The following is a 15,409-nucleotide window of genomic DNA, read 5'->3' on the forward strand; positions in this document are numbered from 1 at the left end:
GTAGCCGTCCACGCTTTCCCGGGTTGTCCGGAGCCGGGTCGTACGCTGCTGGGCGTGGAGACGACGGCGCGGGGCGGGGAGACGGCGCAGACGCTGGACCGGGGGCTGCGGTTGCTGCACCTGGTCGCCGACGCGCCGGGCGGGCTGACCGTCACCGAGGCGGCGAACCGGCTGGGCATCGGCCGGGCGGCGGTCTACCGGCTGGTGGGCGCGCTGACCGCGCACGGGATGCTGCGCCGCGACGGCGAGGGCCGGCTGCGCCTCGGTGTCGGGGTGCTGCACCTGGCCCGGCGGGCCCAGCCGCTGCTGGCCGAGGGGGCGCTGCCCGCGCTGCGCCGCCTCGCGGAGCAGGCCGGCGCGACCGCCCACCTGACCGTGGTCGAGGGCGGGGAGGGGGTCGCGCTCGCCGTGGTGGAGCCGACCTGGACGGCGTTCCACGTCGCGTACCGGACGGGGGCGCGGCACCCGCTGGAGCGCGGGGCGGCCGGGCGGGCCATCCTCGCCGGCCGCACGGGCGCCGCCGGCCCGGTGAGCACCGCCGGGGAGCTCCAGTCCGGGGCGTACGGGGTGGCCGCTCCGGTGCTCGGCGTGCCGGGGCTGGAGGCGAGCGTCGGGGTGGTGGCGCTGGCGCCGCTGGACACCGAGGCGGTCGGCGCCCAGGTCCTCGCCGCCGCCACCGCCATCGCCACCGCCCTGTCCTGACCGGCAGCGCCCTCCCGGCCCGGCCCGGCCCGGCGCGTCCGTGCCGGCGACGACGGTTCGGCGTACGCGTCGTCGCAGCCGGGTCGTTGCCGGGCGGGCCCGGCCGACGGGTACGCGGCGGGCGATGTTCCCCGTTCCGACAGGCCCTTACCACATCCGGCGACCACGCGGGCGGTTGTCCACAGGGGACGCCTCGGGGCGCGGCGGCGGTCGTCCACAGGGGTGCCGGAGCGGGGCGGGCGGCGCGCAGGCTGGTGCGTATGCCACCCGCACCCCATCGGCCCAGGGCCCTGGCCTGGCAGGTCTTCCGCGGCTCGGACGCGGTCCGCCAGGCGCTGCTCACCGAGCACCAGTTGCGCAGTTCGGCCTGGCTGCGCCTGCGGCACGACGTCTACGCCGACGCCCGCCTGCCCCGGGACCACGCCCTGGCCTGCCGGGCCGCCATGCTGCGGCTCCCGCCGGACGCGGTCGTCGCCGGCCCCTCGGCGGCCTGCCTGCACGGCGTCGGGCACGCCGCGGCCTTCACCGACGACGTGCACGTGCTCGTCCCGAGGACGACGCGGCTCGGCCCGCAGCGCGGCCTGCGCGTGCACTCCGTGGGCCCGGCCGCGTCGCCGCCGCCCGCACCGGAGGCGGCCCTCAGGACCGCCGGCCCACCCCCGAGGACGGATCCCACCGCGGCGGCGTGGGAGACGGCGGTCTGGTTGGAGCCGTTCCGCGCGGTCGGCATCGTCGACGCGCTGCTCGCCGAGGGGCTCACCAGCCGCGCCGCGCTCGCCGACCTCGCCCGCCGCCACGCCGCCCGGCCCGGCGGTCGGCGGGCGCGCTGGGTGTTCGGCCTGGCGGATCCGGGCGCCCGGTCGCCGGCCGAGTCGGAGCTGCGGGTGCGGCTGGTGCTCGCCGGGCTGCCGCGCCCCGTCGCCCGGCACCCGGTCCGGCTCGCGTCCGGGCTCGGCTGGCACCTCGACCTGGCGTGGCCGGCACTCCGCGTCGCCGTCGCGTTCGACGAGTCGCGGCAGGCCGGGGCCGATCGTGGGCACCTAAACCGGCTCGCCCGGCTCGTCGGCGCGGGCTGGCTCGTGGTGCACCTGACGGGTCGGCGGCTGCGCCACGACTTCCCGGGCGTCCTGCGCGAGGTGCGCGCCGCGCTCGCCGCCCGGGGTTGGCGGCCCTGACCGGACGTGTCATCCCCGGGGATCGGCCAACCGGACGGGCAAGTCCGCCACCGTGGGCACGTCGGCGTCCGGCTTCTCCGGCAGGCCGTTCTCGTGCGCGTACAGTTCGATGCGGACTCGCCCGCGAGCCCGCATCAGGAGAGGGAGGGCTCCGTGGGGCGCGGCTCCGGGCGCTCCTCGGGCCGGGGCGCGCGCAGCTCGTCGACACGCACCAGCGCGACGCCGGCGACGATCAGGGCGCCGCCGAAGAGCTGGACGACGGTCGGCAGCTCGCCCAGCACCAGCCAGGCGATGAGGACGGCGAACATCACCTCGGTCAGCCCGACGAACGACGACAGGCGGGCCCCGAGGATGCGGGTCCCGGCGATCCCGGCGAGGTAGGCGACCACGGCGGCGACCAGCGACAGGCCGACGATCGGGAGCAGCCAGCTGGTGCGCTGCCCCGCGAAGGTGACCTCGCCGAAGGTGGCCCGCAGCGGCAGCGCTCCGACCGCCCCGAGCAGCAACAGGACGGCCGCGCCGACGGCCATGCCGCCGCTGGCCATGGCCACCGAGGGCAGGCCCGCGTCGACCCGGCCCGCGAGCACGAAGTAGCCGGCGAGGCCGACGGCCGCCCCCAGCCCCCACAGCACACCCACCGGGTCGAGCCCGGTGGTGCCGGTCAGGTCGAGGACGAAGAACAGGCCGGCGATCGCCGCCACCGAGCCGGCCACGGTCAGCCGGCGGGGGCGGTGCCCGTGGACCAGCCACATCCAGCCCACGACCAGGATGATGCCGAGGTACTCCAGCAGCAGCGCGACGCCGACCGGCAGGTAGCGGACCGCGTTGAAGAAGCAGACCTGCGCGGTGGCGACCCCGAGCAGCCCGAACACGCCGATCGCGGCGAGGTTGCGCCGCAGCACGTCCCACTTCCCGCGCAGGGACAGCGCCGCGGGGATCGCCACCACCAGCGCGGCGATGCCGACCCGGGCCGCCACGGCGGCCTCGGCGGACCACCCCGCGTCGATCAGGGAGCGGGCGAACGTGCCCGACGTGGCGAACGTGACGGCGGAGAGCAGGGCGAGGCCGAGACCGAGCCCGGCGGCGGGTGGTTGGCGCATCGGTCCGCTCCTAGTTGTCATGAGTCAACTGCCGCTATGCTCATGACGCTAGGCCGGCACCCCGACAGGAGTCAAGTTGCCTTTCGCCCATGACACGGACTGCTCCCTGACCGCCGCCGCCGCACTCGTCAACACCGACCGCCCGGACGGCGAGGGGCTGCCCGACATCGCCGCCCTGGACGCCTTCTACGTCGCGCACGGCTACACCGGGCGGCACGAGCACACCGAGGCCGAACTGCGGTCGGTACGCGACCTGCGCCCCCGGCTGCGCCGCCTCTGGTACGCCGACACCGACGAGGTCGTCGCCATCCTCAACGGGCTGCTCCGCGAGAACCGCGCGTTGCCGCAGCTCATCACGCACGACGACGAGCCGTACCACTTCCACGCCGTGCCGCGCGACGCGCCGCTGGCGACCCGGATCGCCGTGGAGGCGGCGATGGCGATGGCGGACCTGGTGCGCTACGGCGAGCTGGGCCGGCTGCGGATCTGCGACCACCCCGACTGCGCGAACGTGCTGGTCGACCTGTCGAAGAACCGATCCCGCCGGTTCTGCGACGCGGGCTGCGGCAACCGCGCCGCCGTCGCCGCCTACCGGGCCCGCAAGGGCCGCCCCCGGCCCTGAAGCGGCACCGAAGCGGCTCTGAAGCGGCCGTGAGCCGGCCCCGCGCGGCGGCCCGGGCCGAGGGGTCGCAGGGCTCGCCGACGAAGCGGCCCCGGCGCGCCTCGGCGCACGCTGTCGAGCCGCCCCGTCGGTGCGACCGCTGGCGGGACGGAACGCCCGGTCCTGTGGACGGGGCAGCTCGACAGTGCCCGGCCTACCGACGCGGCCCTGGGACCGACCGGGGCGGAACCGACCGGTGACGGCGGGGCTCAGGGGTGGGTCATCCGGAGCAGGTCGAGCGCCTCGTCGAGCTGGGTCTCGCTCAGCTTGCCCGAGTCGACGTGCCCCCGGGAGATGACCACCTCCCGGATCGAGACCTGCTTGGCCAGCGCCTCCTTGGCGATCGAGGCGGCCTCGTCGTACCCGAGGTGGCGGTTGAGCGGGGTGACGATCGAGGGCGAGCCCGCCGCGTACGCCAGACAGACCTCGGCGTCCGCGACCAGGCCGACCACCAGGCGGTCGGCGAAGAGGCGGCTCGACGCGGCGAGCAGCCGGACCGACTCCAACAGGTTGCGACCCATGACCGGGAGCATGACGTTCAGCTCGAAGTCGCCCTGCGAGCCGGCGAAGCCGACGGCGGCGTCGTTGCCGATCACCTGGGCGCAGACCTGCCGCATCGCCTCGGCGACCACCGGGTTGACCTTGCCCGGCATGATCGACGAGCCGGGCTGGAGGTCGGGGATGCGCAGCTCGCGCAGGCCGGCCCGGGGACCCGAGCCCATCCAGCGGATGTCGTTGGCGATCTTGTAGAGGCCGACGGCGAGCGTGCGCAACTGCCCCGAGGTCTCCACCAGGGCGTCCCGGGCGCCCTGCGCCTCGAAGTGGTTACGCGCCTCGGTCAGCGGCAGCCCGGTCGCGCCGCGCAGCCGCTCGATGACCTTCGCGGCGAAGCCGAGCGGGGTGTTGATGCCGGTGCCCACCGCCGTCCCGCCGAGCGGCAGCTCGGCCAGCCGGGGCAGCGCCCCCTCCAGCCGCTCGATGCCGTAGCGCACCTGGGCGGCGTACCCGCCGAACTCCTGGCCCAGGGTCACCGGGGTGGCGTCCATCAGGTGGGTACGCCCGGCCTTGACCACGGTCTCGAACTCCGCCGCCTTGCCCTCCAGCGCCTCCGCGAGGTGGGCCAGCGCGGGCAGCAGGTCCCGCGCGACGGCCTCGGTGGCGGCCAGGTGGATCGACGACGGGAACACGTCGTTGCTGGACTGCGAGGCGTTCACGTCGTCGTTCGGGTGCACGTCCCGGCCCAGCTCCCGGCTGGCCAGGGTGGCGATGACCTCGTTGGTGTTCATGTTCGACGAGGTGCCGGAGCCGGTCTGGAACACGTCGATGGGGAACTGGTCGTCGTAGCCGCCGTCGGCCACGTGCGCCGCCGCGGCGGCGATCGCCGCGGCCACGTCCGCGTCGATCACGCCCAGCTCGCCGTTGACCTGGGCCGCCGCCCCCTTGATCTGGGCCAGCGCCCGGATCTGGGCCGGCTCGATGCCCCGGCCCGAGATCGGGAAGTTCTGCACCGCGCGCTGCGTCTGCGCCCGCCACAGCGCCTCGGCGGGCACCTCCACCTCGCCCATCGAGTCGCGTTCGATCCGGTAGCCCGTCGCCTCTGGAGTCGTCACGCGTACCATCCTGCCGCGCTCGCCGTCGACCCGCAGATGATCGCGCTGACCGTTCCGTCACATCTCGCCGGAATGCCGGCCGCCGCGCTCACGGGCAGGCCGGAAGTTGCGCGCACCGCCAGGACCGCGGGCGGTCCGCTGAGTGACCAGCAGGCCGGCGGTGACGGCGAAGGCGGCCGACCGAAAACAGCGCGCCCGAAGAAATCAAAGAACTTATGATCGTCGAACTTCTGATAACCCGGAGGTTCCATTTTGCACGCCCCACAGAATTCCATCAGCCCGGCCGCCCGGCGTGCGCGCCGAATCCTCCCGGCCGCAGGGTTCGCCGCCCTCCTCCTCACGACCAGCGCCCTGGTCGTGACCGCTGAGCCGGCAACCGCCGGGGGGAGCCGGTTCATCCTGCCGACCAGCGGCAGTTGGACCGACGCCCGCCAGCCGTCGACCGCTGTTCCCGAGACCGACGGCACCGTGCCGGTCGGCACCTGGGAGTCCGACGACGACAAACACACCTCGCGGGCCTACTTCACCTACAACCTCTCTCCGTTCCAGGGCAAGCACATCATCCGCGCCCTCGGTGTCACCGAGGAGACGGCGGTCAACGACTGCTCGAAGCCGCGCGAAATCGAGCTGTGGCGGACCGACGTACCGACCAGCGCACCAACCTGGGAGACGTCACCCGCGGTTCGAGAGAAGATCGCCGACATCGCGCCGACCGCTCCTTGCCAGGGACAGCTGGAAGTGCCGCTCACCGAGGCGGTACGGCAGGCGGTCGAGGCCGGACAGACCTCGATCACCTTCATGACGCGGATCGCCGGAGACCACGAGGACAAGTTGCCCTACGGCCGCTGGATCAGGGAGCTTGGCATCTCCATCGAGGCGAACACGCCGCCGGACGTACCGGTCGACCTGGGAATCAACGGGTTCCCCTGCGCCGGCGAGCTGCACATCGGCACGACCACGCCGTACCTGGCGGCGAAGGTCACCGACCCCGACGCGGTACCGTCGAACACCGAGCCGGTGACCGCCACCTTCGCCTGGTGGCCGTTGAACGACCCGACCCGGCGGACCGAGTGGACATCCCCGGCCAAGGCCGCCGGGTCGGTCTTCCGGTACGACGTCACGGCCGGTCAGATGGTCGACGGGACGTACGCCTTCGCCGTCCGCGCCACGGACGGGGCCGGCGGCACCTCCGCCTGGTCACCGGAGTGCCGGTTCACCGTCGACACGCAGCAGCCGGCAGCCCCGACGGTCAGCTCCACCGACTATCCCGACGATCTCGGCTGGTACGGCGGCCCGGGCGTCCCGGGCCAGTTCACCTTCTCGGCCGGCGGCGACACCGACACGGTGCGTTTCCGGTACAGCCTGTCCGGGCAGCCGACGACCGACGTGGCCGCCGACGCGCCGGGCGGCTCGGCGACCGTCACGATCACGCCGGACCGTGACGGGCCGACGACGCTGACCGTCGAGGCGGTGGACCGCGCGGGCAACCGCTCCCCCGCCACGAGCTACGTGTTCCGGGTGCGCACCACCAGCCCGACGATCACCGACGGCAACCCGACGGCCGGGTACGGCCAGCCGCGCACCCTGACCTTCGCGCCCCGCATGGAGGACGTCGTCGAGTACACCTACCGGCTCAACGACGGGCCGGAGCAGACCGTCGCCGCGGCTGCCGACGGCACGGCCACGGTCACGATCACGCCGACGAAGCCGGGCTACAACGACGTGTACGTCCGCAGCCGGACGGCCGGCGACCTGCCGTCGGGCGAGGGCACCTACCGCTTCTACCTGGCGACCAAGCCGACGGTCAGCTCCGTCGAGTACCCGATCAACAAGTTCCAGGGAGCGGTCGCCGGCACGCCCGGGACGTTCGTCCTCCAGGCCGGCATGCCCGGGGTGACGGAGTTCGTCTACTCCTTCGACGGGCTCCCCGCCCAGACGGTCGCGGCGGGCGCCGACGGCTCGGCGTCGGTGGGCTACACCCCGACGACCGCCGGGATCCACCGGGTCACCGTCTACACCCGGACCGGCGACGGGGTCGTGTCGGAGACCTTCAGCGGCACGTTCTACGCCAGCCGGGCGAGCTGACGTACGGAAACGACGAGGGGCGCCGGGCTGACCGCCCGGCGCCCCTCGGGCGCGTACGTCGGGGTCAGCGGCGGCCGACGGTGAGCACCGGCTTGGTGACCTCGGCGAAGAAGTCGTTGCCCTTGTCGTCGACCACGATGAAGGCCGGGAAGTCCTCCACCTCGATCTTCCAGACCGCCTCCATGCCCAGCTCCGGGTATTCGAGCACCTCGACGTGCTTGATGCAGTCCTGGGCGAGCCGGGCGGCGGGGCCGCCGATCGAGCCGAGGTAGAAGCCGCCGTGCTGCTGGCAGGAGCGGGTGACCTGGGCGGACCGGTTGCCCTTGGCGAGCATCACCTGCGAGCCGCCGGCGGCCTGGAACTTCTCCACGTACGCGTCCATCCGGCCGGCCGTGGTCGGGCCGAACGAACCGGACGCGTAGCCCTCCGGGGTCTTGGCCGGGCCGGCGTAGTAGACCGCGTGGTCGCGCAGGTACTGCGGCATGGGCTCGCCGGCGTCCAACCGCTCGGCGATCTTGGCGTGCGCGATGTCGCGGGCCACGACCAGCGGACCGGTCAGGGACAGCCGGGTCTTCACCGGGTACTTCGACAGCTCGGCGCGGATCTCGTCCATCGGCCGGTTCAGGTCGACCCGGACCACCTCGGAGGCGTCGAGCTGCGCCTCGGTGACGTCGGGCAGGTAGCGCGCCGGGTCGGTTTCGAGGCGCTCCAGCCACACGCCCGACGGGGTGATCTTGGCGACCGCCTGCCGGTCCGCGGAGCAGGAGACGGCGATCGCCACCGGGCAGGAGGCGCCGTGCCGGGGCAGCCGCACCACCCGCACATCGTGGCAGAAGTAGCGCCCGCCGAACTGCGCCCCGATGCCGAAGTTGCGGGTCAGCTCCAGCACCTCGGCCTCCAGCTCAAGGTCACGGAAGCCGTGCGCGGTCATCGAACCGGAGGTGGGCAGGGTGTCGAGGTACTTGGCGCTGGCGTACTTGGCGGTCTTCAGCGCGTACTCGGCCGACGTGCCGCCGATGACGATGGCCAGGTGGTAGGGCGGGCAGGCCGAGGTGCCGATCAGCCGCAGCTTCTCCTCCAGGAACTGCATCATCCGCGTCGGGTTCAGCAGCGCCTTGGTCTCCTGGTAGAGGTACGACTTGTTGGCCGAGCCGCCGCCCTTGGCCATGAAGAGGAACTTGTACGCGTCGGGGTGGCCGTCCGGGTCCTCGGCGTAGAGCTCCACCTGCGCCGGCAGGTTGCTGCCGGTGTTGCGCTCCTCCCACATGGTGAGCGGGGCGAGCTGCGAGTAGCGCAGGTTGAGCCGGGTGTATGCCTGGTAGACGCCGCGCGAGACGGCCTCGGCGTCGCTGCCGTCGGTGAGCACGTGCCGGCCGCGCTTGCCCATCACGATCGCGGTGCCGGTGTCCTGGCACATGGGCAGGACGCCGCCGGCCGCGATGTTGGCGTTGCGCAGCAGGTCGAGCGCGACGAACCGGTCGTTCGGCGAGGCCGCCGGGTCGTCGATGATCGACCGCAGCTGGGCCAGGTGCGCGGGGCGCAGGAAGTGCGCGATGTCGTGCATCGCCTCCGCGGTGAGGGCGGTGAGCGCCGTCGGCTCCACGGTGAGGAACCGGCGGCCTCCCGGGCCGTTGACGACGTCGACGCCCTCGTCGGTGACCAGGCGGTACTCCGTCTGGTCCGGACCGGTCGGCAGCAAGGGAGCGTACGAGAACGCGGCGGCACTGCTCATGAGCGGAAAGCCTAGGGCAGAAGGGTCGATCAGTTGCACCCGCCGGGTCGGTCCTGGGACGCCGCTCTCATCCGGGGCAGAGTTCCCGCTTCGGGCCGCAGCTGTCCGCCGGCCCGGGAACCCCCGCCGTGCTGCCCGGGACGCCGCCGGGACCGGGGACGCGGCCGTCGCCGGGCCCCGCCGGGGCGCCGGCCGCGCCGCCGAAGCGGACGTACCCGATCTCCCGTCCCTCGCCGATGACCATGCCGTTCGGGCCGACCGCGAGGGCGTTCGCCGCGGTCCGCAGGCTCGCCAGTTCCCGCCCGGTACGCGGGTCGAGCGCCACCAGCCGGGACGGCTTCTCGTCGGCGAGCACGGCCGCGTACGGAGTGAGCGCGGCGCCCGCCTTCGCACCGGCGGGACGGGTCCACCGGACCCGTCCGGTGCCCAGCTCGTGGCTGACCACCGCCCGCTTGTCGGCGGGGCGGACCAGGGCGTTGCGGTCGTCGACGGCGAGCAGCCGCTCCCCGGCGGCGGCCACCAGCAGCAGCCGCCCGTCGTACCCGTCGAGGACCGCCTCGCGGGCGTCCGGGGCGACGCCGATCAGCACGTTCCGCGCCCCCTGCGGGTCCTCCCGCTGCACGCAGCCGGCGTTGTCGGCGGTGCGCAGGTTGACCCCGGCCCGCTGCCAGGTCTCCCGGCCCGTCGCCGGGTCGCGGCCGGAGACGGCGAAGTAGCAGGTGCCGTCCTGGGATCGGGCGGTGATCCGCAGGAGCCGGCCGCCGACCACCGACAGCCGCTCGTCCCGGCCGGGCTCGACGTTCTGGAGCACCCGCCCGGTGGCGGTGTCGAGCACGTGCACCCGGCCGTCGATGGGGAAACCGAGCAGCGGCGGCACCGCCTCCGGCCCCGCCACCTCCTCGTCGATCCGGACGGCGTCGAGCCGGCGGGTGCCGAGCAGCCCCGGGTTGTCGCCGAGCAGCCCGCTGCGCACCCCGGGCACGAAGGCCGTCCACACCGGGGCGGTGCCGCGCGGCTCCCAGGCGCTGATCGTGCAGTCGGTGGCGTCGACGCAGCGGGCGTCGAGCAGCAGGTTGCGGTACGTCCAGACGGCCACCGCGTCGCCGTCGCGCCGCCGCGTGGCGCCGGTGGTCGGGTCGAGCACCTCGTACCCCTTGACCAGGAGCTTGCCCACGACGACGACCGCGTCCCGGTCGCCGCCGGCCACCGCGGACCAGTCGGCCTTGCGCTCCCACAGCTGGTCGCCGGTGGCGAGGCTGCGCGCCTCCACCCGGGTGCGCTGCTCGACCACCACGGTGTCGCCCGCGATGGTCACGCTGCGCGGGGTGCCGCCGACCCGCTGCTGCCAGACCACGTCCGGCTCGGAGATCGGCTCGCTGCGGTCGACCCAGTCCCACACGCCGGGGAACGGGTTCCACACTCCGGTCGCGGCGAGCACGACGACCACGATCAGCGCGAGCAGCAGCCCGCCACGCCATCCGAGGCCGCCCGCCTTCGCCACACGCACACCGTAGCGACGACCGCCGCGCTCCCGCCGTCCCGCGCCGCCGTGTCGCCGCCCTTTCTCCGCGCGGGTGCGGTAGGGAAGGACCCGCTGCCATCGCTCCCGGGCACAGGTGGGGCGCCTTCCTCACCCCCGGGCGGCGGAGCGGACCAGGGGGAGGGTGCGGTACGGGATCTGCTCGGCCAGCGCGATGATCGTCGAGGCGCGGCGGATGCCCTCGTACGAGACGATCTGGTCGATCACCCGCTGGAGGTCGGTGTTCGAGCGGGCCACGATCCGGCAGAGCAGGTCGCTGGAGCCGGTGATGGTGTGCGCCTCCAGCACCTCCGGGATCGCGGCCAGGTGCGCGGCCACCCGGTCGTGCCCGTGCCGCTGGCTGATCTCCAGCGTGACGAAGCTGGTCACCCCGAACCCGATCGCCGCCGGGGAGATCTCCGGACCGAACCCGCCGACGACCCCCCGCTCGACCAGCTTGTCGAGCCGGGCCTGCACGGTGCCCCGGGCGACCCCGAGGCGCCGGGAGCACTCCAGGACCCCGATCCGCGGCTCCTCGGCGAGCAGTTCGATCAACCGCGCGTCGAGGGCGTCGAGCTGTACAGCCTGACCAGCGTTCATGGCTGAACACCCTACTGAATGCGCAACCTGACCAGCGTCCACGCCGACAGTTGCCCAGTGCGCCGGGTCACCGCGATCCTCGCCACAGAACCAGCAGAACGACCCGCACCGACCACGGCGGCGGCCACGAGGCCGACCGGTACTTGAGGGAGACCGCGATGACCCAGGCGATCGACCGACCCCACGGGACCGACGACGTCGACATCGACGTGCTCGTCGGCGCCGTCGACCACGACATCAGCCGCGACCCGTTCCCCGTCAAGGGCCTCGACCACGTGCACTTCCTGGTGGGCAACGCCAAGCAGGCGGCGCACTACTACTCCACCGCGTTCGGGATGACGTGCGTGGCGTACCGGGGGCCGGAGCAGGGCTACCGCGACCACGCCCAGTACGTGCTGACCAGCGGCTCGGCCCGGTTCGTGCTGACCGGCGCGGTCCGCCCCGACGCCGAGGGTGCCGAGCACGTCGCGAAGCACAGCGACGGCGTCTCCGACATCGCGCTGGAGGTCCCGGACGTCGACGCCGCGTACGCGCACGCCACCGCGCAGGGCGCGACCGGCCTCGTCGAGCCGCACGACGTCAGCGACGAGCACGGCACCGTCCGGCTGGCCGCCATCGCCGCGTACGGCGACACCCGGCACACGCTGGTCGACCGGTCCCGCTACACCGGCCCGTTCCTGCCCGGCTTCGTGGCCCGCAAGCCGATCGTGGACCGGCAGCCGATGATCGACGCCGGCGTCCAGCCGAAGCGTTTCTTCCAGGCCGTCGACCACGTGGTCGGCAACGTCGAGCTCGGCCGGATGGACGAGTGGGTCGAGTTCTACAAGCGCGTCATGGGCTTCTCGAACATGGCCGAGTTCGTCGGCGACGACATCGCCACCGACTACTCCGCGCTGATGAGCAAGGTCGTCGCCAGCGGCACCCGCAAGGTGAAGTTCCCGCTCAACGAGCCGGCGATCGCCCGCAAGAAGTCTCAGATCGACGAGTACCTGGAGTTCTACCAGGGCCCGGGCGCCCAGCACATCGCCGTGGCCACCAACGACATCCTGGCCAGCGTCGACGCGATGCGCGCCGCCGGCGTCGAGTTCCTGGACACCCCGGACTCGTACTACGACGACCCGGAGCTGCGCGCCCGGATCGGCCAGGTGCGGGTGCCGATCGAGGAGCTGAAGGCCCGCAAGATCCTGGTGGACCGGGACGAGGACGGCTACCTGCTGCAGATCTTCACCAAGCCGGTGCAGGACCGTCCGACCGTCTTCTTCGAGCTGATCGAGCGGCACGGCTCGCTCGGCTTCGGCAAGGGCAACTTCAAGGCGCTCTTCGAGGCCATCGAGCGCGAGCAGGAGAAGCGCGGCAACCTGTAACACTGTCGAGCGTGACGCAGCCTCCGTCGTACCCGACGCCGCCGGCCGGTGGGCCCACGCCCGCCGCCGGCGGCTTCGCGCCGCCCTCCGGCCCGACCAGCCAGGGGTACGCGGTGCCACCGCAGTACGCCCCACCCGGGCACGTCCCGCCGGGCTGGGCCCCGCCACCCGGCTGGACCCCGCACCCCGCGCCGCCGCCGACCGGCCCCGGCGGTCAGCCGCTCGCCAGCTTCGCCGACCGGCTGCTCGCCGCGCTGATCGACGTCGGGCTGAGCACGCTGGTGGCGATGGTCCTCTTCCTGCCGGCGATCCTGCTGCTCTGGTGGAACATGATGGGCGAGCTGACCCGGACCAACCCGGACGGCACCCTCGTCGAGCCGGACCCCGGGTCCTTCATGACCGACTTCATGCTGCCGATACTCCTGCTCGAACTGGGCCTGTTCGTGCTCATGCTCGGGCTCTACTGGCTCTACCACGTGGAGTACATGAAGCGCACGGGGCAGACCTTCGGCAAGCGGGTGATGAAGCTGCGGGTCGTGCCGCTCGACCCGGCCGCCACGCTGGACCGGCGGATGGCTGGCAAGCGGTACGCCGTGCAGCACGTCGCCGCGGTGTTCCTCCCCGGCCTCAGCTACCTCGACGGGCTCTGGCAACTGTGGGACAAGCCCTGGCAGCAGTGCCTCCACGACAAGTTCGCCGGCACCGTCGTCGTTAAGGTGTCTGCGTGAGCGAGCGCAACGAGGCCAGGCCGTGAGCATCGAACCGGGCTGGTACGTCGACCCGGCCGATCCGGACACCCGACGCTGGTGGGACGGCGAGGGCTGGATCGGCGCGCCGATCCCCGTCGACGCCACCCCGCCCGAGGGACCACCGCCGCCGGAGCCGCCGCCCGCGCCCGCCCCGACGCCACCCGCGGCACCGGTCTCCGCGCCGGGCGCGCCCGCGGGCCGGCAACCCCACCCCGGGCAGCCGTACCCCGGGCAGCCTCATCCCTGGCAGCCGCCGCGGGGCCACGGTCACCCGCAGGGGCCGCCGCCCGGTTGGCCGCCGGGGAACTGGCCGGGACGGCCGCCGGAGCCCCGACCGCACGGGCTCCCGCTGGCCGGGTTCGGCGCCCGGCTGATCGCCCGAATGATCGACTTCGCCATCGTGCTCGCCCTGAACGCCGTGGTGAACGGTTGGTTCGTGTGGCGGCTGGTCGAGGAGGTCACCCCGTACTGGCGGGAGGTGTTCCGGCGGGCGCTGGCCGGCGACACCTCCACCGAGGGGCTGCCGCAGCCCAGCGAGCAGGCCGGCGGCCTCCAGGTCGTCATCCTGCTGATCGCCACCGCGCTCTGGCTCGCGTACGAGGTGCCGACGACGGCCGCCGGCGGGCAGACCTTCGGCAAGCGGGTGGTGGGCATCAAGGTGCTCCCGTTGGCCGCCGACGAGCCGCTCGGCTTCGGCCGGGCGCTGCGCCGGTGGAACACCCTCGGCCTGCCCACCCTGCTGTGGTACTGCTGCGGCCTCGGCCTGCTGCTCCAGCTCGTCGACGCGATCTCCCCGCTCTTCGACCACCCGCTGCGCCAGGCCCTGCACGACAAGCGGGCGCAGACCGTGGTGGTCCAGCTCCCCCGCACCCGCCGGACCAACCCGGACGACCGAACCGACCCCTCGGGAGACACCCCATGACCGACACCGGACGCCACCAGCCGGCGCTGCGGCTGACCCGCGCCGACCTGGACGCGCTGCCCAACTACGTGCCCGGCCGCAGCCCGGCCGATCTGGCCCGCGAGCTCGGGCTCCCCGAGGCGATCAAGCTGGCCAGCAACGAGGTCCCGTACGGGCCGCTGCCCGGCGTGGTGGAGGCCGTCGCCGAGGCCGTCGCCGGGGTGCACCGCTACCCGGACATGGGCGTGGTCGCGCTGCGCGAGGCGCTGGCCGAGCGGTACGGCGTGGACGCCGACCGGATCGCCACCGGCTGCGGTTCGGTGGCGCTGGCCGAGCACCTCGTCCGGGCCACCTGCCTGCCCGGGGACGAGCTGCTCTACTCGTGGCGCTCCTTCGAGGCGTACCCGATCATCGCGGCGACCAGCGGCGCGACCAGCGTACGGGTGCCCAACGACGCCGGGCACGGGCACGACCTGGCCGCGATGGCGGCGGCGGTGACCGACCGCACCCGGATGATCCTGGTCTGCAACCCGAACAACCCGACCGGGACGTCCGTCCGCCGGGCCGAGCTGGACCGGTTCCTCGACGCGGTCGGCGAGGACGTGCTCGTGGTCATCGACGAGGCGTACCGGGAGTTCGTCACCGACCCCGAGGTGCCGGACGGTCTCACCTACCTCGACCGACCGAACGTGGTCGTGCTGCGGACGCTCTCCAAGGCCTGGGGCCTGGCCGGCCTGCGGATCGGCTTCCTGGTCGCCCAGCCGGCGGTGGCGGCGGCCGTGCGCAAGGTCGTCACGCCGTTCTCCACCAGCATGGCCGCGCAGGCGGGCGCGCTCGCCGCGCTCGGCCAGGCCGACGAGGTTCGGCGGCGGTGCGGCCTCGTCGTGGCGGAGCGCGACCGGGTGACCGAGGCGCTGCGCAAGCTCGTCCCGGACGTGCCGGGCAGCCAGGCGAACTTCGTCTGGCTGCCGCTGGGCGACCGGGCGGTGGACTTCGGCAAGGCGTGCGAGGCCCGGGGCGTGATCGTCCGGCCGTTCCCCGGCGACGGGGTCCGGGTCACCATCGGCACCCCGGCCGAGAACGACGCCTTCCTCGCCGTCGCCGAGGCGGCGCTGGCCTGAGCCGGGTCGCCCCGATCCGGCCGGCCGCGGGACGCCCGTCGGCCGGCCGGGTCGGGCGCCCGGCGGTGACCGGGTCGGTCCGCCCTCCCC

At 73.9% G+C, this 15,409-nt stretch carries 13 protein-coding genes; 8 read left to right on the forward strand and 5 right to left on the reverse strand.

The annotated features are described in order from the left end of the window. The first annotated feature begins 54 nt into the window (after window positions 1-54). Together AB0L34_RS01310 and AB0L34_RS01315 are read left to right on the forward strand one after the other, a co-directional pair. Entirely contained in the window at window positions 55-702 is a 648-nt protein-coding gene (locus AB0L34_RS01310) for a helix-turn-helix domain-containing protein (protein ID WP_357463360.1), read from the forward strand. 260 nt (window positions 703-962) lie between these two features. Beyond that, the gene (locus tag AB0L34_RS01315) at window positions 963-1,877 is read left to right on the forward strand and encodes a hypothetical protein (protein WP_363700892.1); all 915 of its coding nucleotides are present in this window, start codon (window positions 963-965) and stop codon (window positions 1,875-1,877) included. Window positions 1,878-2,011: 134 nt separating this feature from the next. Here the strand turns inward: AB0L34_RS01315 and AB0L34_RS01320 are convergent, their stop codons facing one another. Next, window positions 2,012-2,977: an EamA family transporter gene (locus AB0L34_RS01320; protein ID WP_363700894.1), complete on the reverse strand. Its 966-nt coding sequence runs from the start codon at window positions 2,975-2,977 to the stop codon at window positions 2,012-2,014. Window positions 2,978-3,053: 76 nt separating this feature from the next. Between AB0L34_RS01320 and AB0L34_RS01325 the strand changes: the two genes are divergently transcribed. Continuing rightward, window positions 3,054-3,599 carry a CGNR zinc finger domain-containing protein gene (locus tag AB0L34_RS01325; protein WP_363700896.1) on the forward strand — a complete coding sequence of 182 codons (546 nt, stop codon included), beginning with the start codon at window positions 3,054-3,056 and terminating at the stop codon, window positions 3,597-3,599. A gap of 248 nt (window positions 3,600-3,847) precedes the next feature. Here AB0L34_RS01325 and AB0L34_RS01330 read toward each other — a convergent pair whose 3' ends face one another. Further along, window positions 3,848-5,257 carry a class II fumarate hydratase gene (locus tag AB0L34_RS01330; RefSeq protein WP_363700898.1) on the reverse strand — a complete coding sequence of 470 codons (1,410 nt, stop codon included), beginning with the start codon at window positions 5,255-5,257 and terminating at the stop codon, window positions 3,848-3,850. A gap of 348 nt (window positions 5,258-5,605) precedes the next feature. On the opposite strand from AB0L34_RS01330, the gene AB0L34_RS01335 reads away from it, so the two are divergent. Continuing rightward, a complete protein-coding gene (locus AB0L34_RS01335; protein WP_363700900.1) occupies window positions 5,606-7,333 on the forward strand; it encodes a hypothetical protein in 1,728 nt (575 codons plus the stop codon). Window positions 7,334-7,397: 64 nt separating this feature from the next. Here the strand turns inward: AB0L34_RS01335 and AB0L34_RS01340 are convergent, their stop codons facing one another. From AB0L34_RS01340 to AB0L34_RS01350, 3 genes are all read right to left on the reverse strand, one after another. Continuing rightward, complete coding sequence (locus AB0L34_RS01340) at window positions 7,398-9,065, reverse strand: fumarate hydratase (RefSeq protein ID WP_363700902.1); 1,668 nt, start codon at window positions 9,063-9,065, stop codon at window positions 7,398-7,400. A 67-nt stretch (window positions 9,066-9,132) separates the two neighbouring features. Beyond that, window positions 9,133-10,566 (reverse strand): PQQ-binding-like beta-propeller repeat protein, encoded by a 1,434-nt coding sequence (locus AB0L34_RS01345; protein WP_363700904.1) that lies wholly within the window; start codon window positions 10,564-10,566, stop codon window positions 9,133-9,135. A 129-nt stretch (window positions 10,567-10,695) separates the two neighbouring features. Continuing rightward, window positions 10,696-11,184 (reverse strand): Lrp/AsnC family transcriptional regulator, encoded by a 489-nt coding sequence (locus tag AB0L34_RS01350; protein ID WP_350706769.1) that lies wholly within the window; start codon window positions 11,182-11,184, stop codon window positions 10,696-10,698. A gap of 158 nt (window positions 11,185-11,342) precedes the next feature. Here AB0L34_RS01350 and hppD point away from each other — a divergent pair, with 158 nt between their 5' ends. From hppD to hisC, 4 genes are read left to right on the forward strand one after another with little or no spacing between them, the layout of a single operon-like run. Next, window positions 11,343-12,548, forward strand: coding sequence for a 4-hydroxyphenylpyruvate dioxygenase (hppD, locus tag AB0L34_RS01355; protein ID WP_357463385.1), 1,206 nt, complete (start codon window positions 11,343-11,345; stop codon window positions 12,546-12,548). 11 nt (window positions 12,549-12,559) lie between these two features. Further along, window positions 12,560-13,276, forward strand: coding sequence for an RDD family protein (locus tag AB0L34_RS01360; RefSeq protein ID WP_363700907.1), 717 nt, complete (start codon window positions 12,560-12,562; stop codon window positions 13,274-13,276). A 22-nt stretch (window positions 13,277-13,298) separates the two neighbouring features. After that, window positions 13,299-14,219, forward strand: coding sequence for an RDD family protein (locus tag AB0L34_RS01365; protein ID WP_363700909.1), 921 nt, complete (start codon window positions 13,299-13,301; stop codon window positions 14,217-14,219). Beyond that, window positions 14,216-15,319, forward strand: a complete 1,104-nt coding sequence (gene hisC, locus AB0L34_RS01370; protein ID WP_363700911.1) for a histidinol-phosphate transaminase — start codon at window positions 14,216-14,218, stop codon at window positions 15,317-15,319. The genes AB0L34_RS01365 and hisC overlap by 4 nt, the downstream gene beginning before the upstream one ends. Window positions 15,320-15,409: the final 90 nt, after the last annotated feature.

The organism is Micromonospora sp. NPDC052213 (assembly GCF_040679695.1).
In the GTDB taxonomy this organism is placed as follows: domain Bacteria; phylum Actinomycetota; class Actinomycetes; order Mycobacteriales; family Micromonosporaceae; genus Micromonospora.